Below are 18,393 nucleotides of genomic sequence, written 5' to 3'. Positions count from 1 at the left end.
TTTTTACTTTTAGAAAGTGATTTACTAAGGAGGTTTATGATGAGTAAAGTAGATGTAAATGAAGTAATTGCAATAGCTGAAAAATACTATAGAGATGGAGATTTCTTCTGTTCAGAGGCAGTTGTTAAAACTATAAAAGACGCTTATGGATTAGATTTTTCTGATGATGTAATAAAAATGGCATCAGGTTTTCCAATTGGTATAGGTAGATCAGGTTGTCTTTGTGGAGCTGTATCAGGAGGAGTAATGGCTTTAGGTATGGTTTCAGGAAGAAAAGAAGGTAAGGACCCAAGAGTTCAAGATACTTTAAAATATAGTGCCGAATTACATGATAGATTTAAAGAAAGTAGAAAAAGTACATGCTGTAGAGTTTTAACTAGAAAATTCGATATGGGATGTGGAGAACATAAGGAGCAATGTATATCAATAACTGGTGAGGTTGCTGGTATAGTTGCAGATATAATAAATAGAGAAAATTTAGCGTAATAATTGTAAATTAATAAAAATTTAATTGACAAATTTCTCGCTATATATGATAATTAAAATTGCTTCAATAGGACAATGAAGTAGGTAAATAGGTTGAAATTGCTTAAAGCCCCTAATAGAGATATTAGGGGCTTTAAGTATTTTTTGGTTCTTTTTTGGAAAGTATGAAGAAGTTGGTTTTGTATAATTATAAAAAAATTAACTGAAATTAGGATAAATTCAAAAAGTTTTTTTCTTGTAATAAGGCTAAATTTGAAAAAGCATATTGACTATTTAACGATTTTAAATTACAATTTGAAATAAGAATTTAGTAAAAATACACTTTAAATTGGTCCCGTGAGGCCAGAAAGAGGTATAGATATGAATAAGGATTTATTAAACAACAATATTACATTTAAAAATAGAATAGCTTTGGATTTTAACGTATTCCAATTTTATATATAAAGGTAATAGAGGATTAGACTAATGATTTAATCCTCCTATTACCTTTTGTTTTATTAAAATTCGTTATAATCATTTGGAATGAGACCCTTAAAGTGTTTTTTACTAGCTATATATTAGGAGGTCTAAGGTGATGAAAGCAAAGCTTATATTAGAAAATGGTACTATATTTGAAGGGAAGGCCTTTGGATATATTAAAGAAACTGTAGGAGAAGTAGTATTCAATACATCAATGACAGGATACGAAGAAATTCTTACAGACCCATCTTATTATGGACAAATCGTAACATTAACTTACCCATTAGTAGGGAACTATGGAATAAACCTTGAGGATATGGAATCAAACTCTCCAAAGGTTAAAGGATTTATAGTTAGAGAAAAATGTGAATACCCAAATAACTTCAGATGCGAGTTAGAACTTGAAAATTATTTAAAGCAAAATAAGATAATTGGATTAGAGGGTATAGATACAAGAGCATTAACTAAAATCTTAAGAAATAGTGGAACTATGAAAGGTGTTATATCAGTAGAGGCTAATACATTAAGTGATGTAGAGGCTAAAATATCAAGTTTTTCAAACAATACAGCTGTTGCAGAGGTTTCAACAAAGGAAAAATACGACCTTGTTGGAACAGGAAAACATATAGCAATTATGGATTTTGGTATTAAAACAAATATTATAAAAAACTTTTCAAAAAGAGGATGTAAAGTAACAGTGTTCCCATATAACAGTAGTGCAGAAGAAGTTCTATCAATTAATCCAGATTTAGTGTTTTTATCAAATGGTCCTGGAGACCCAGAGGACTTAAGTGAAGTAATAGAGCAAATAAAACTTATTGTAGGTAAAAAACCTTTAGTAGGAATATGTCTTGGACATCAATTATTAGCCCTTGCTTTAGGTGGACAAACTTCTAAATTAAAGTTTGGTCATAGAGGAGGAAATCATCCAGTTAAGGATTTAATAAATGATAGAGTGCATATAACAGCTCAAAACCATGGTTATTATGTTTCAAGAATACCAGAGGGAATGGAAATTACCCATATTAATATGAATGATAATACTGTAGAAGGAATGAGACACACTGCATTACCAATATTTTCAGTTCAATATCATCCAGAAGCATGTCCTGGTCCTAAGGATAGCGAATATATTTTTGATGAATTCATGAAGTATGCATTATAGGAGGAAAAGTTTATGCCATTAAATAAAGATATCAAAAAAGTTTTAGTTATAGGTTCAGGTCCAATAGTTATAGGACAAGCAGCAGAGTTTGATTATTCAGGAACACAAGCTTGTCAATCTCTTAAAGAAGAAGGAATAGAAGTTGTTTTAATAAATTCAAATCCAGCAACAATAATGACTGATAAAGAGATAGCAGACAAAATATATTTAGAACCTCTTACAGTAGAATATGTTGAGAAGGTAATTGCTAAGGAAAGACCAGATTCACTTTTAGCAGGGATGGGTGGACAAACTGGATTAAACTTAGCAGTAGAATTATATGATCATGGTATATTAGACAAATATAATGTAAAAGTTATTGGTACTTCAATTGAATCTATAAAAGAGGGTGAGGATAGAGAGCTATTCAGAAATATGATGAATAGAATCAACGAACCTGTTATAGAAAGTGAAATAATAACTGAATTTGAAGCAGGATTAGAGTTTGCTAAGAAAATCGGATACCCTGTAATAGTAAGACCAGCTTATACATTAGGTGGAACTGGTGGTGGAATAGCTAATAATGAGGATGAGTTAAAAATAATATTAGCTTCAGGTCTACAATTAAGTACTATTGGTCAAGTTCTTTTAGAAAAGAGTGTTAAGGGTTGGAAAGAAGTAGAATATGAAGTTATGAGAGATTCTAAAGGAAACTGCATAACTGTATGTAACATGGAAAATATAGACCCAGTAGGAATCCACACTGGTGATTCTATAGTTGTTGCACCAAGCCAAACTTTATCAGATAAAGAATACCAAATGCTTAGAACAGCATCAATAAATATAATAAATGCTGTAGGGATTGAAGGTGGATGTAATGTTCAATTTGCTTTAAATCCAAATTCCTTTGAGTATGCAGTAATAGAAATAAATCCAAGAGTTTCTCGTTCATCAGCATTAGCATCAAAGGCTACAGGATATCCTATAGCTAAGGTGGCAGCTAAAATAGCTCTAGGTTATGGTTTAGATGAAATATTAAACTCAGTAACTAAGAAAACTTATGCTTGTTTTGAACCATCATTAGATTATGTAGTTGTAAAAATACCAAAATGGCCATTTGATAAATTCCAAGCTGCTGATAGAGCTTTAGGAACTAAGATGATGGCAACAGGTGAAATAATGTCTATAGGTTCAAACTTTGAGGCTGCTTTCTTAAAGGGTATAAGATCATTAGAAATTGGTAAGTATTCTTTAGAGCATAAAAAGATGAAAAAACTATCAATGTTAGAACTAAGAGAGAAAGTTATAGTTCCTGATGATGAAAGAATATTTGCTGTAGCTGAAATGCTTAGAAGAGGCTATAGAATAGATATGGTTTCAAGAATAACAGGAATAGATGTATTCTTCTTAGATAAAATTAATGGCATAGTAAAAGAAGAAGAGGAACTAGCAAGTAAGAGCATAGAAAACCTAACTAAGGATTGGTTATATAGATTAAAGAAAAAAGGTTTCTCAGATAAGGCAATTGGAGATTTATTAAAGGTTAGTGCAGAGGAAATTTATAAGTTAAGAAATATATGGAACGTTAAAGCTGTTTATAAAATGGTTGATACTTGTGCAGGAGAGTTTGATGCAGTATCACCATACTATTATTCAACTTATGATGAGTATGATGAAGTTGAAGTTAGTGATAAGAAAAAGGTTATAGTTATAGGTTCAGGTCCAATAAGAATAGGACAAGGAATTGAGTTTGATTATGCTTCAGTTCACTGTGTAAAATCTTTAAGAGAACAAGGAATTGAAACTATAATCATAAATAACAACCCAGAAACAGTAAGTACAGATTTTAATACATCAGATAAGCTTTATTTTGAACCACTAACAGAAGAAGATGTTTTAAATATAATTGAAAAGGAAAATCCAGATGGAGTTATTCTTCAATTTGGTGGTCAAACAGCTATAAAATTAGCTAAATTCTTAAAAGAAAAGAATATAAAAACTTTAGGAACTACATCAGACCAAATAGATTTAGCTGAGGATAGAGAACAATTTGATGAGCTTTTAGAGGAGCTTGGAATTGCTAGACCTAAAGGTAAAGGTGTTTGGAATGTAGAAGAGGGATTAAAAGAGGGACTTAAACTTGGATTCCCTGTACTTGTTAGACCTTCTTTCGTATTAGGCGGACAAGGTATGGAAGTAACTCATGATGAAGAGGAATTAAGACACTACTTAAGTAATGCCTTTGAAAAAGATAGTAAAAACCCAATATTAATTGATAAATACTTAATGGGTAGAGAAATAGAGGTTGATGCTATTTCAGATGGAGAAAGTGTATTAATACCGGGAATAATGGAACACTTAGAAAGAGCTGGAGTTCACTCAGGAGATAGTATAACTATGTATCCTGCTCAAAATATATCAGATAAAATAAAGAAAGATATATTAGAATACACAGAGAAATTAGCTTTAGCTATAGGAATAAAAGGAATGATAAATATTCAGTTCATAGAGTTTGAAGGAAACTTATATGTAATAGAAGTTAATCCAAGAGCTTCAAGAACGGTACCTTATATTTCTAAGGTGAGTAATGTTCCTATAGTTGATATTGCAACTAGAATAATGCTTGGAGAAAAATTAAAAGATTTAGGTTATGGTACAGGAGTATACAAAGAACCTGAAATGGTATCAGTTAAAGTACCTGTATTCTCAACACAAAAGCTTCCAAGAGTTGAGGTAAGTTTAGGACCAGAAATGAAATCAACAGGAGAAGTTTTAGGTGTAGGTAAAAATGTACATGAAGCTTTATATAAAGGATTTATAGCAGCTGGAATGTTCACAAGTAAAGGTAAGAAAATTCTAGCTACAGTAAATGACCACCAAAAAGATGAATTTATTGAAATTGCCAAAGGACTTTCAGAGCTTGGATATAACTTTGTATCAACAAAGGGAACAGCTGAGAAGTTAAAAGAAGTTGGAATAGAGGCAGAAGTAGTTAGAAGAATAAATGAAGAAAATCCAAATATATTAGATGTTGTAACTAAGAAGGAAGTAGACTTAGTAGTAAACACTCCAACAAAGGGAAATGACTCAAAGAGAGATGGTTTCCATATAAGAAGAGCGGCTGTAGAAAGAAATATTGGAGTAATAACAGCTTTAGATACTTTAAAAGCATTAGTAGATGTACAAAAAGCTGGAGTTCATGAATTAGACTTAGAAGTTTTTGATTTAGACCAAGTAAAATAATTTAGTAGATAGAAAAGGATGTATCAAATTGCAGATACATCCTTTCTGCCTTTTCTTTGCCTTTTATCTAGCTATATAGGTTTGTCATTTTGAATTGTATGAAAAAATCATTGATAAAAAGTTGTTCCAAAATTTGTAAAATGATATAATTAAGGGATATTATAAATTGAGATTTAATTTAAATAAAAGGGGGGTCTTTTTATGAATTTAAGGGGAAAAAGTTTTCTTTCTTTAATGGACTTTAATAGGGAGGAAATACGTTATTTATTAGATTTAGCACATGAATTAAAGGAGAAGAAGAAAAAGAGGATTTTGGGGAATTCTCTTGAGGGGAAGAATATTGTTTTGTTATTTGATAAAACATCCACTAGAACTAGATGTGCTTTTGAGGTGGCAGCTTTAGATGAAGGAGCTCATGTAACTTATTTAACTAACTCACAAATGGGGAAAAAGGAATCCATAGAGGATACAGCTAAAGTTCTTGGTAGAATGTATGATGGTATTGAATATAGGGGATTTAGCCAAGAATTAGTAGAGAATTTAGCTAAATATTCAGGAGTACCAGTTTGGAATGGTCTTACTGATATTGACCATCCTACACAGGTTTTAGCTGATTTTATGACTATAGAAGAAAAAATTAATAAACCTCTAGAGGAAGTTAAATTTGTTTTTGTTGGTGATATAAGAAATAATATGAGTTATGCCCTTATGTATGGAGCTGCTAAGATGGGAATGGAATTTGTAGCTTTAGGACCTAAAAAATTAACTTTAGATAATGATATATTAGAAAGGGTTAAGGAAGAGTGTAATAAGTCAGGCGGAAAAATTATTATAACTGATGATATTGAAAGTATAAAAGGAGCAGATGTTATTTATACTGATGTTTGGGTATCTATGGGGGAAGAAGAGAAAATTTTAGAAAGAGTAGAACTTTTAAAAGATTATAAAATAACTGATGAAATATTAAGAAAAACAGAAAATAAAGATGTTTTATTTATGCATTGTCTCCCAGCTTTCCACGACTTTACAACAGAAACTGCAAAAAATGCTAGAGATAACTTAAATATTGATATAAGAGAAGTGGAAGATGCTGTGTTTAGAAGTAGAAATTCAGTAGTATTTGATGAAGCAGAGAATAGAATGCATAGTATAAAGGCTATTATGGTCGCTACTTTAAAGAATTAATTTTTAACATTAAAAAAAATGAAATATACAAATAAGTATTTCTTAATTATTTTTAAAATCAATAAATAATAGGATATGAGAAAAAGTATAGAAATGTAAAAACGACAATTTGTCTAAAAATATGTTAAAAACTATGTCAAAAGACATAGTTTTTTTTTGAATTAAAATTTGAATAAAAAGACAAAAAAAACCAATTATTTTTTACAATAAATGGTAGAATTATAACAAGAAATAAATTATGTAAAGTTAAGAGGAAGAAAAAATGAGTAGTAATGGAAGGTTTAATAACTTTTGGGTAATAATTTTTTCTATTATGGTAGGCTATTTAGCTTATTACTTTGTAGGATCAGATATTTTACCAAGTAGGATACCTGAAGGAAATTTTAGAGATGTATTAAGTATATTCATAATGATTTCTTTTATGATTTTCATATATTTAGTCTTAAATTTCTTATTAGAAAATAAATTACCTGATTTTTTTTATTATGTAATATGGTTTTATTATTTCTTACTTTTATTTGTCTTAAATTTTTGCTTACAAAGAGATATTAATGGGTTTAATCTCAATCCTTTTAAGACAGTAAATAAGAGCTTTTTTGAATTTTTTCTCTTTTTAATAAAGAATATGGTTTTATTTATTCCAATAGGATTCTTGTTAAAAAGCGAAGAAATATTAAGAACTTTAATAATAGTCTTATTACTCGAGCTATCTGTTGAATTGTCACAATATGTTTTAAAAGTAGGTATATTTGACATAAATGAAATATTTTTTAATGTTATAGGAATTTACCTAGGCTACTTTACCTTTAAAAAAGAAAAGAAAAAAAGAAAGTATAAAAAGAGAAAGAAAAAAGCAGCTACAGATTTAACTTAAAAAAGAAAAATAAATTGAAATAATGTAATAAAATTAGAAAAACATAATATATTTATTATGTAGATTAGTAAGGAGGGTTTGGCTATGAGAACTGTATTATTGAAAATAACTTATAGTGTTGATGAAAATTTAAGAAAGTATAGAGCAGAAAATAAAGAAAAATATACAAAGATAGATTCTTCAAAATATGTTCTATGGGGAGGAACATATAAAAGAAGATGTGCATCGCTTATATTACAAGCTAATAGTTATGAAGATGCAGAACGATTAGCTTATAACAATCCTTTTATGGGAAGTAAATTATATTCATGTGAAATATTCAATAAGGGTGAACATAAAATATGCTCATAAAGATAATGGGAATGAATTAAGTTAAGTCTTAGTTTATATTTAGATATATATTTTATCTGCCGAGATAGCTATATAGGTACAGAATGTAGTGACCATTTAACTAGTAATTAGAAGCTCTTCATTTCTGATCAAAAGTTGCTAAAATTTCCATTGTTTGAGTGAAACGAGTTTGGAAATTTTAGCAACTGCCAGAGAAGAAATGTTAGAGCTTCTTTACGTAGGTGAGCGGTCACAAATGGTGAACCTATATAGCTAGCTAAAAGGCAGAGAGAAAATATATATTTATTTTTTTCACAGTTTAATTAAAATCAAAAGATGAAATAACTATTGAAAGTTCTTTAGATAAGTCTAATACTTTTCCTACTTTGTTCTTTTCGAAACTTTCAATTATTTCTAAGTATGGTCTTAGAGGATAGTATTGATGAAGTTTCTTTACTTTTGCAACGTCACCATTGCTAAGTTTAACATGAGAACCTTTAGGATACGGTATTAAAACTTTAGAGAATATTTGGGTTACTTCAAAATCAAACATTGAATCAGCTTTTGATAATATAAATTCAAAGGCTTCATTAGGACACATAGCCCTTTTATAAGGTCTATCTGATGTAAGGGCATCATATACATCTGCCACGGCTACAATTTTTGCTAGAAGATTTATATCATCACCCTTTATACCACGGGGATAACCAGTACCATCAACTTTTTCATGATGTTGTAAAATAACAATTTTACAGTTAGCATTTATACTATTATTGCTATGTATATAATCATATCCAGCTTTGGGGTGTTTTTTTATAGCTTCAAATTCCACATCTGTTAGTTTTTCAGGTTTTTTTATAATATCTTTTCCAACAAATATTTTCCCAATATCATGTAATAAAGCTCCTATACATAAGTCGATGAGCTTTTTTTTAGATAATTTAAAGCCAACACCAATAACCATAGAAATAATGGCTACATTAACAGAGTGCTGATAAGTATAGGCATCCATTGTTTTTATATCAACAAGTCCTATCATAAGATTTTTGTTAGATATAATGTTTTCATAAAGTTCTTCAGCTAATTCTTCTAATGAGTGTAGATAATTTTCTTTTTCTTTGAGAAGTTTGTATTTATTTTTTGAATTATTAGCCAATGCAGGATCTGATGAAATTTTATGAAAGGTAGTAAAAACATCTTTAACTAATAATATTGATTTTTGTTTCAATTCTGGAGAAATAATCTCATCAATTTCTTTTTGAGTGTAATTGTCAGAAATATAAAGAGAGTAAATATTTATAGCTTTAATTCTATTAATTAAAGAGTTAGTAAGTTTAGCACCACACCTTAATAAAATTCTTCCATCTGAATCATAGATTGTTTTAGCTAAATAACATCCTTCTCGAACACATTCAATTGGAACTAGACGCATTGATAACCTCTCTTAAAAATAAATTAAGAGACTAAATCAAAATAAGTAATAAGCTTTTAATAATTAGCTGGTACCTTGATTCAGTCTCTTTGGTTTAGATTATATATCTAATAAATTTCTCTTATAGTCAATATATAATTCTCTTAATTCTTCCATTTTAGAATTAAGTTCTATTTGAAGTTCAGAAGCTAAAGTATAATTTTCTATCTCAATAGCATCTTTTATTCTAGTAAATAAACTCTTTGATGACATAGAATCTTTCATTATATGAAGTCTTAAATCTTGTATCTTCTTCCAATTAGAAATATCTAAGTCTAAAGATTTTTCTAAGCAATGAATTTCTTTGAATGATTTTATTTCTTTTGCGTAACCAGGTATTATTCTATAGACAATTTCAGTTGTCCATCTTTTTAAAACAGATATTTTAAAACTGTTAATTAATTTATCGTTTAAAACACCATCATTCTTTAATATTTTTGTTCTAAAATCTTCATCTAGAGCTTTTATATTTTCATAAACAGTAGCAGGAGCTTTTCCGAAGAATATTTCTCTTTCTTCTTCAGAGAAACATTCATATACGTTTTCTTCTGAACGGTAGCATCTGCTATCTTCTAAATAAGTAGCTTTTTCACCAGCTTCTTTAGAGATTTCTTTTAATAAAGCATCCTTAGAAACTTTGTTATTTACTACGTATCTAATACCATCAAGCATTGCTAGGTAACTTACAGCGATACAAAGATAAGTATTAGTAAATGGATTTGGAGCTCTAAGCTCAAAACGAGTAGCTAATGGGTTTTGAGTATCTCTAATTAATCCAATAAGTATAGTTCTATTTCTTGATGGAATTTCAGGGCTTTGTCCAAGAGACGTAACTATACATATAGGAGCCTCGAAACCAGGTCTTAATCTTTTTAATGAGTCGTTAGTTGATGAAATGAATGGATTCATTATTTCATAGTTCTTTAACATACCCATTAAAGCACCATATCCTAAATTACTTAAGAAATGATTTTTATCATTAGTATTAAATAGGTTTACTCTTTTTCCGTTTTTAAGTTTCATAGCTATTCCTAAGTGAGTGTGCTCTCCACTACCAGCAACACCACTAATAGGTTTTGCAAGGAACGTAACTTCAAGTCCATGTCTTCTGAATGTCTCTTTTATAAGTGTTCTTATAAATAATTCATTATCAGCAGCTTGTAAAGCAGATGAATATTTCCAGTCTATTTCTAATTGTTCCATTATATGATTGAAGTGTCCTGTAGAATCTAATTTTGCTTTAACTCCTCCAACTTCCTTATGTCCCATTTCAGGTTCAAAACCGTAGTTTTCCATAAGAATAAGAGTTTCTTCCATTGCAGATCTTACATTTCCTTTTGTTCTTGTCCAGTACTGTTCTTGAAGTACTTCGGAAGTTGTAAGTTCTTCAATATGAGCTTTATCATTTGGAGTTTTTACCCAGAATTCTAATTCTGTTGCAGCTGTTAGAGATATTTCTTCTACATCTTCAACTTTAATTCCATAGTCAGAAAGAATTTCAGGATTATTGGATAAAATTTTTGAGATTTCTTCTTCCATTAATGTTATAGCATTTTTTAGGATTCTTCTAGAATCAACAGGGGTATCATTGTGTATTAAGAAACAAGGTATTCTAACTGTACCAATAGGCTTAGAATTTATAGGATCTAAAAGATCGTAGTTGTAATCTACAAACCAACATGAGTTTGTATCAGCTACCATATCAACCTTACCGTCATTAAGAGTTGCTATTCCTGGTAAGACAACAGAAGAGCCATCAGTTTGAATTGCAGTACCATATAAGAAATTGTCTATATCTCTTAGGAACATATTAACAGGGATTCTTTCATCTGTATCATTACCAGCTAAATCTATACCGACAAGTGATACAAATCTTATTTCTGGGTGTTTATTGAAAATATTTATTAAGTCTTCTTCTTTATGAAACTTTTTAGGTATGGTAAAAAGTAAATCATTATTCATAATTTTTTAGATAGTGCTATAATATTAATGATATTTAATTTTTAGCTAATTTATATACTTCTAAAACATACCTAAGGCAATTAATTGATTAAAAGATTAATTTAATGGTAATTAATTTAATAGTATTATAATAGAAGCTAAAGCAATAGCATTATCTATATTCACATCCTTCCAATAATAGAATTAAAACGAATATTTTGCAAATATATTACAGTTAGGTTCGTTCGTTTAATAATTAAAAAAATTCTACCATAAGGGATAATGATAGTCAATAACTGAATAGGATTACATTTATATGAGTTTCTTGTTTTTAAATTACTGTCAAAGTAAGATGTTTGGTAAGTTTAATAGTTATTGAAGTTTTAATGATTTTTATTTTTTTTAGTATATGTAGTAAGGAGCATTGCGATATGGAAAGAAAAGAAATAAGTACAGAAAGTCCAATTGGTTTTTTTGATTCAGGAGTTGGAGGAATAAGTGTACTTAAAGAAGCAATAAAGGTTATGCCTAATGAAAATTATATATATTTTGGTGATTCAAAAAATGCACCATATGGAGTGAAAAGTACAGAGGAAATAGCTAAACTTTCATTTGATATAGTAGAAAATTTATTAGATAAGGGGGTAAAGGGAATTGTAGTGGCATGTAACACAGCAACATCTGCTGCTGTAGCAAAACTTAGAATTGCTTATCCTGATTTACCTATAGTTGGTATAGAACCAGCTTTAAAACCTGCTGTTGAATCAAAAAAAAATGGAAAGATAATAATAATGGCAACTCCAGTAACTTTAGCAGAGGGAAAATTCAATAGGCTTGTACAAAGATTAGGTGGAAGACGAGAAGATGATATAGTTCCACTTCCTTGTCCAGGATTAATGGAATTTGTGGAAAGAGGAGAAGTAGAAGGTGAAGCCTTAGAATTATATCTTAAAGAAAGGTTAAATGAATATAAGGATGAGGAGATTAGCAGCATAGTATTAGGATGTACACATTATCCTTTTGTAAAAGAAACAATAAAAAAGGTAGTAGGAAATAATGTTAATATTATAGATGGAAGTTTAGGTACATCAAAGGAAATAAGAAGAAGGTTAGAAGAAAAGAATCTTTTAAATAAGAGTGATAAAAGAGGAACTGTAGAAATATATAATTCACTTAATAATAAAATGATTAATTTATGTAAAGAGTTATTAGAGAAGTAGGACTGTGATTATACAGTCTTACTTTTATTTTTATACTGAAATACATTAAATTTACTAAATAGCAAATAAAGAAATAAAAAATATAAAAAAACTTTGTTAAATTATTGACAAAATTAAAGTAGATTGATATTATAGTATTAGAGAGAGAATATTCAGAAAATTTAAAAATATAGTGGTCAATAGGAGGGTGTATAATATGCTAATAAAGGTTAAAGACTTTTTAGGTGATAATTTTAATGTAGAAGATGCTATTGTCTTAAGAGATTTTATAACTAAGCACCTAGAAGAAAATGTAGAGCTAGACTTTGAAGGGTTAAGTAGAGTTTCTACAACTTTTTTAACTTGTTTATTTAATGATTTAATAAATAAAGTTGGAAGAGATACTGTTATTACAAAAATTGGTGTTAAAAATTTATCAAATATAAATGATTATTCAAGAGTAGTTAAAGGAACAACTTTTTAATAGTCCTTATTAATTAGATACAGAAGACGAGGGAGTATTAGAAAGGAATAGTAAGCATGTTTATTCTAGTTATAAGGCAGAGTATTGTTTAAGTTAATTCAATACTCTGTTTTTATATTGTTTAAAAAATTAGTATTATATATTTCTATCATTATGAAAATAATATATAATATCACTTAGGGAAATATTATTAAATTATTTTATACTCGGAAGGAGAATAGAGTTATGAAACCAATAGTTACAATAGAATTAAGCAATGGAGGAACTATAAAGGCAGAATTATATCCTGAAATAGCCCCAAATACTGTAGCAAACTTTGTTAGCTTAATAAAAAAAGGATTTTATGATGGAAAGATATTTCATAGAGTAATACCTGGATTCATGATTCAAGGAGGATGCCCTGAAGGAACAGGTATGGGTGGCCCTGGCTATACAATAAAGGGAGAGTTCAATGCTAATGGATTTAGAAATGATTTAAAACATACAAAAGGTGTTTTATCAATGGCTAGAACAATGGTTAGAGATTCAGCAGGAAGTCAGTTCTTCATAATGGTTGAAAATTCACCACATTTAGATGGAGAATATGCAGCTTTTGGTAAAGTAATTGAAGGAATGGAATATGCTGATAAAATTGCTTTAACTAAAAGAAATAGAATGGATAAACCAGTTGAAGATCAAGTTATGTTAAAAGTAACTGTTGAAAATGCAGAGGATATCCCAGAAGTAGTAAAAATGTAGTAAAAAATAAAATAAGACTTGATTCAGAGGCAAATTTTAAATTGCCGCTGAATTCTTAGTCTAATTATTACGAAGTGTTAGCTAATGTAATACTTCCATTTTTTTTAGTGGAAGTATTATAGTGGTTATCCAAAGGAGAAAAGTAGGAGGTGAGAATATGGTAAATGAGAAGAAAGTATTAGTTTATGGATTAGATGCAGAAGAAATGGCTAAAATGAAAAAATCTAATATAAAATTACTTCCAGTGAATGAAACTATGCTAAATATGAAAGTTTTTGATATATTAGCAGAAAAAAATGAGGTGGGAGAACCTAATGATAGATTCAAAGGTGAAAAAATATTAGTTTTCAATGCTATTCCAGATATGCAATTAAAATTATTAATAGACTTAACTAAAAGAGTTATAAAGAAAAAACCAATTTTAGCTGTTGTAACAGAAACTTCAATAGAATGGAGTTTTGAACAATTAGTTGAACATTTAGTAGAGGAAAGAGAATGGCATAAATCTAATAAGAAAGGAACTTTCACACATGAGCAAAAATAGAGTGGGAGAACGTATAAAAGAGGCTAGAGAAAGTCAAAAAATTACTCAAAAAGCCTTAGCAAAAAAGCTAGGGGTTGCAGAGAAATTTATAAATGATGTTGAGCTTGGAAGAAAAATAATAAATGAGAGCTTAATCTCTAAAATCTCAAAGGTTTTAAATGTAGATTTAAATGATGTTAGTATGTTGGGTACTGATGAAGAATTAGCTAAAGAAAAAGCTCTAATTAGAGAACAAGAAGCTAAGAGACCTACAAAGCCAAATACAGAGGTTAATGAAGTTTGGAATCAAGCTTTTGGTTCAGTTCTTAAAAATGTTCCAATATATGATTATAATTTATCTAAAGTTCTAGGTCATAAACAACTTCCTATGAGTTCAAATAAAATAGATGGTCATAGTCATGATAAGGTCTTTTATTTAAAAATTGAAGAAAATGATATGACTGGTTTTAGAATAGAAAAAAATGATTTAGCTTTATGTTATAGCATAAAAGAAATCGAAAACAATACAATTGCTTTAGTAGAATTTAATAATAAAAGAGTTATAAGACAAATAAAAAAATTAGATAATACTAAAGTATTATTAATAAGCAATGGAGGTTCAATGAGAACTGAAACTGCAAACATAAAAGAAATAAAACCTATAGGAACATTATATAGAATAGAATTTTCAATTTAACACTTAAAGAGATTTATCTGATGATTTTGATAAATCTCTTTTTTTATCCACAATAAATAAAGTGAAAAGTTATCCACAATTATTAATTAATATTTTTTCTGTGGATAACTTTTATTTTTTTGCGTTGTGGATAATAATAAAGAAAATTTTTGTGGATTATTTCGAATATAAATATATAAGAATAACTTTAAGTAATATTTAAGGGGAGATTATTATAGAATCTTTAGATTTGTATTTAAGGATTTTAAAAAATCACATTAACAATAATAGCATAAATAAAGAGGTAATAGAAGATATTTTTGCTGAAGTTATAATTATTTTCACAGAATCTCCTAAAGAGATAAGCACGGAATTAGATAGAATAAATGCAAAGTTTTTAGATTTATATGAAGGGTTTGCTATAGTAACTATTAAAATTAGAGATATAGAAAAGTTAAAAGATATTAATAGTATTGAAGCTATAGAACCACCTAAATCATTATTTTATAGAATAGAAAATGGTAGAAATAATAGTATTCACTATGAAGAAGAATTTGAAAAGATTGAAAATGAATATGAGGATAATAAGTATAATTTGAATGGAAATGGAGTTTTGATTGGTTTTGTTGATAGTGGAATAGATTTTACCCATCCAGCTTTTAAAAATTTTAATAATAAAACAAGAATTAAAAATATTTATAATATAGTTGAAAATAAAGTTTATGATGAAGATTATATTAATAGAGCTTTATTAAAGGAAAATCCATTTGAGTTTTTAGATGAAAGAGATTTAATAGGTCATGGAACTAATGTAGCTTCAGTTGCAAGTGCAGGTGGTCTAATACCTAGGGAATTTTATGGAGTTGCAAGTGAAAGTACTATCTTGATGGCTAAAGTGGGCAAGGAGGGCGTTTTTTATAATAGTTGGCAGGTTCAAATTATGAAAGGAATAAAATTTTTAGTGCATAGAGCCAAAGAACTAAAGATGCCCTTAGTTATAAATTTAAGTTTGAATAGTAATAGTGCTGATTTTTTAAATGAATATTTAAATAGAATAGGGAGTTTAAATAATATAACTATAGTTTCTTCTGTCGGAAACAATGGAAATAGAGAAAAACACTTTAGAGGATTGTTTTCAAGTAATCATAAAATATGTTGGAATGTAGCAGTAGGAGAACAGGGAATATTAATGACTTTAATAAAAGGGAGAAAAGATAATGTAGATATAAAAATAAATTTTCCTAAAGGAAATTTTATTAAATTTAATAGTAAAAATGATTATAAGTGTTTTTTCGTAGATGAAGTAAAAATAGCGGTATATAGGGAGTTTCATCAATTTGATAAAGAATTAGAATATGTAAAAATATTTTTTGAAAGTAAAGAGGAATATATAAGTGATGGGACTTGGAGTATAGAATTCTTTAGTAGAGAACTATTTAAGGATGAATTTGATTTATGGTTCCCTATTTCTAGGAGTATAAATGAAGAAACTAGATTTTTTAATGGAACTAGAGAAGATACCATAGTTTCTCCTGCTGTAAGTCAAGGAGTTATTGCAGTAGGGAGTTGTGGAGAAGATTATGTTCTATCTGACTTTTCTAGTATTGGAAGGGAGATGGAGTATTCTGAAGTTAAGCCTAATATTATTTCAAAGGGAGAAAGCAGATTAGTAGCTTCAGGAAATTGGTTTACTTACAAATCAGGAACTTCTTTATCAGCAGCAGAGGTATCTGGAATTGCAGCACTTCTTATGGAGTGGGGCATTGTTAGAGGGCATGATAGGGACCTTTATGGAAGTAAGTTAAAATATTATATTCAATTAGGTGCAATTAGAAGTAAGTTTACTAAATATCCAAATATTGAACAAGGATATGGAGTTATCTCATTTCAAGAAACTATGAGGCTTCTTGAAAATATCTAAACTACACTTAATTTATTGGAATTAAGTGTAGTTTATCACATAGAATTACTATATTCATATAATATTGTAGTAAAAATTTTTCAAGGAGAATTTTAATGGCTGGGGAAGGAAAGTTGAAATTTCAATGCTTACTTGGAAATACAGCACAACCCATATATAGAGCAAAGATTAGAGTTAGTCAATTTGATAAACAAGGAAATTATGCAACTAATTATGAAGGAATATATAGTAATAATATAGGGATGACAGATGAAATAATTTTAGAAACACCGTTAATATCAGCTAGTGAAGACCCTGAATTAATACCTTATTATACCTATAATATTGAAGTTAGTAAGCCTGGATTTAGACCTTTAGTAATAGAAGGAATTCAGGTTTTTCCAGATAGAGTTGCCTTTCAACAATGTAGACTTCAATATGATCCTGATGGTTTAGAAGGACCTGAGGTAATAAAAATATTACCACATAGACAAGTTGGGGATTTTCCAAAGAAAATACCGGAGGCTCCAATTAAAACTTTGAATGCAGATGGAACATTCTCAGTATTAAGTGATGTATTAGTTCCAGAAGTAATTACAGTTCATGCAGGAGTACCTAATGATAAAACTGCTAAAAATCATACTGTTAGTTTTAGAGATTATATAAAAAATGTTGCTTCTTGTGAAATATATCCAACATGGACTGAAAGTACATTAAGGGCAAATATAAATTGTATTGTTTCTTTTACTTTAAATAGGATTTATACAGAGTGGTATACAGGAAGAGGAAAGAATTTTAATATAACAAGTTCCACTGCTTATGATCAAGCTTTTAGTTTTGGAAGAAATATTTCTACGAATATTGGTGCCATTGTTGATGAACTATTTGATACTTTTATACAAGTTAAAGGCCAAACACAACCTCTTTTAGCACAGTATTGTAATGGAACTACTGTTACCTGTCCAGGATGGTTAAGTCAATGGGGAAGTCAATATTTAGGACAGCAAGGTTATTCAGCTCCTGAGATATTAAGGAAGTATTATGGAGATACTATAAATTTAAAAATGGCACCACAAGTAAAGGGAGATCCTAAATCATTTCCTGGAGTTCCTTTAACTCTAGGCATGAAAGGTCCTAATGTTGCAAAAAAACAAGATCAACTAAATAAAATCTCCAAAAGTTATCCTAAAATTCCTAAGTTAATTGTTGATGGAAATTTTGGACCTAAGACAGCAGATGCAGTAAAGACTTATCAGAGTATTTTTAATTTGCCTCAGACAGGTGTAATAGATAGAACAACTTGGTATTCTATGTCTAATATTTATAATGCTGTGTTGAAACTAGCAGAATTAATTATACCGGGTAGAGGAGAAAGACTTACATTTTATCCACCAGTAGTAAATGAGAAGTATAATAATGTTCCTCATATCAAATGGTAAAAGAATTAAGTCACAGTTTAGGGATGTATCAAATCAGCATCTGAATTAAGTCTACATTTATAAATGTATTTTTTTCATCTGCCGAGATAGCTATATAGGTACAAAATGCTGTGACCATTGAACTAGTATTAGAAGCTCTTTATTTTTGAACAATAGTTGCGTAAAAAAATTTCCACTGTTTGAACAAAGTGAGTTTGGAAATTTTAGAAACTGTTGTAGAAAAAATATTAGAGCTTCTTTACGTAGGTGAGTGGTCATAAATGATGAACCTATATAGCTAGATAAAAGACAGAAAGGAGGT

At 29.0% G+C, this 18,393-nt stretch carries 15 protein-coding genes; 13 read left to right on the top strand and 2 right to left on the bottom strand.

Annotated features, from left to right (window positions below; all coding sequences use genetic code 11):
• The first annotated feature begins 36 nt into the window (after positions 1-36).
• From ARA19_RS15655 to ARA19_RS15630, 6 genes are all read left to right on the top strand, one after another.
• Positions 37-486: a C-GCAxxG-C-C family protein gene (locus ARA19_RS15655; RefSeq protein WP_055071858.1), complete on the top strand. Its 450-nt coding sequence runs from the start codon at positions 37-39 to the stop codon at positions 484-486.
• Between the two features lie 574 nt (positions 487-1,060).
• Complete coding sequence (gene carA / locus ARA19_RS15650; RefSeq protein ID WP_055071857.1) at positions 1,061-2,110, top strand: glutamine-hydrolyzing carbamoyl-phosphate synthase small subunit; 1,050 nt, start codon at positions 1,061-1,063, stop codon at positions 2,108-2,110.
• 12 nt (positions 2,111-2,122) lie between these two features.
• On the top strand, positions 2,123-5,332 hold the full coding sequence (gene carB, locus ARA19_RS15645) for a carbamoyl-phosphate synthase large subunit (RefSeq protein ID WP_055071856.1): 3,210 nt from the start codon (positions 2,123-2,125) through the stop codon (positions 5,330-5,332).
• A gap of 201 nt (positions 5,333-5,533) precedes the next feature.
• Positions 5,534-6,517 (top strand): ornithine carbamoyltransferase, encoded by a 984-nt coding sequence (gene argF / locus ARA19_RS15640; RefSeq protein WP_055071855.1) that lies wholly within the window; start codon positions 5,534-5,536, stop codon positions 6,515-6,517.
• Positions 6,518-6,779: 262 nt separating this feature from the next.
• Positions 6,780-7,391, top strand: a complete 612-nt coding sequence (locus tag ARA19_RS15635) for a VanZ family protein (protein WP_055071854.1) — start codon at positions 6,780-6,782, stop codon at positions 7,389-7,391.
• Positions 7,392-7,475: 84 nt separating this feature from the next.
• The gene (locus tag ARA19_RS15630; RefSeq protein ID WP_055071853.1) at positions 7,476-7,742 is read left to right on the top strand and encodes a hypothetical protein; all 267 of its coding nucleotides are present in this window, start codon (positions 7,476-7,478) and stop codon (positions 7,740-7,742) included.
• A 298-nt stretch (positions 7,743-8,040) separates the two neighbouring features.
• Here ARA19_RS15630 and ARA19_RS15625 read toward each other — a convergent pair whose 3' ends face one another.
• Together ARA19_RS15625 and ARA19_RS15620 are read right to left on the bottom strand one after the other, a co-directional pair.
• A complete protein-coding gene (locus ARA19_RS15625; RefSeq protein ID WP_055071852.1) occupies positions 8,041-9,153 on the bottom strand; it encodes an HD-GYP domain-containing protein in 1,113 nt (370 codons plus the stop codon).
• 99 nt (positions 9,154-9,252) lie between these two features.
• Positions 9,253-11,154, bottom strand: a complete 1,902-nt coding sequence (locus tag ARA19_RS15620; RefSeq protein WP_055071851.1) for a type I glutamate--ammonia ligase — start codon at positions 11,152-11,154, stop codon at positions 9,253-9,255.
• Between the two features lie 410 nt (positions 11,155-11,564).
• Between ARA19_RS15620 and murI the strand changes: the two genes are divergently transcribed.
• The 7 genes from murI to ARA19_RS15585 all read left to right on the top strand — a co-directional run bounded on the left by murI (position 11,565) and on the right by ARA19_RS15585 (position 18,092).
• Positions 11,565-12,353 carry a glutamate racemase gene (gene murI, locus ARA19_RS15615; protein ID WP_055071850.1) on the top strand — a complete coding sequence of 263 codons (789 nt, stop codon included), beginning with the start codon at positions 11,565-11,567 and terminating at the stop codon, positions 12,351-12,353.
• A 196-nt stretch (positions 12,354-12,549) separates the two neighbouring features.
• Positions 12,550-12,816, top strand: a complete 267-nt coding sequence (locus ARA19_RS15610) for an STAS-like domain-containing protein (RefSeq protein ID WP_055071849.1) — start codon at positions 12,550-12,552, stop codon at positions 12,814-12,816.
• Positions 12,817-13,041: 225 nt separating this feature from the next.
• The gene (locus ARA19_RS15605; protein WP_055071848.1) at positions 13,042-13,554 is read left to right on the top strand and encodes a peptidylprolyl isomerase; all 513 of its coding nucleotides are present in this window, start codon (positions 13,042-13,044) and stop codon (positions 13,552-13,554) included.
• A gap of 157 nt (positions 13,555-13,711) precedes the next feature.
• Positions 13,712-14,098: a DUF3783 domain-containing protein gene (locus tag ARA19_RS15600; protein WP_055071847.1), complete on the top strand. Its 387-nt coding sequence runs from the start codon at positions 13,712-13,714 to the stop codon at positions 14,096-14,098.
• Positions 14,085-14,774, top strand: coding sequence for a helix-turn-helix domain-containing protein (locus ARA19_RS15595; RefSeq protein ID WP_055071846.1), 690 nt, complete (start codon positions 14,085-14,087; stop codon positions 14,772-14,774). The genes ARA19_RS15600 and ARA19_RS15595 overlap by 14 nt, the downstream gene beginning before the upstream one ends.
• A 229-nt stretch (positions 14,775-15,003) precedes the next feature.
• Complete coding sequence (locus ARA19_RS15590) at positions 15,004-16,674, top strand: S8 family serine peptidase (protein WP_055071845.1); 1,671 nt, start codon at positions 15,004-15,006, stop codon at positions 16,672-16,674.
• Between the two features lie 95 nt (positions 16,675-16,769).
• Entirely contained in the window at positions 16,770-18,092 is a 1,323-nt protein-coding gene (locus ARA19_RS15585) for a peptidoglycan-binding domain-containing protein (RefSeq protein ID WP_055071844.1), read from the top strand.
• Positions 18,093-18,393 lie beyond the last annotated feature (301 nt).

This window comes from Clostridium massiliamazoniense, assembly GCF_001403635.1.
GTDB lineage: Bacteria > Bacillota > Clostridia > Clostridiales > Clostridiaceae > Sarcina > Sarcina massiliamazoniense.
This window is presented reverse-complemented; position numbering and strand designations above follow the sequence as displayed.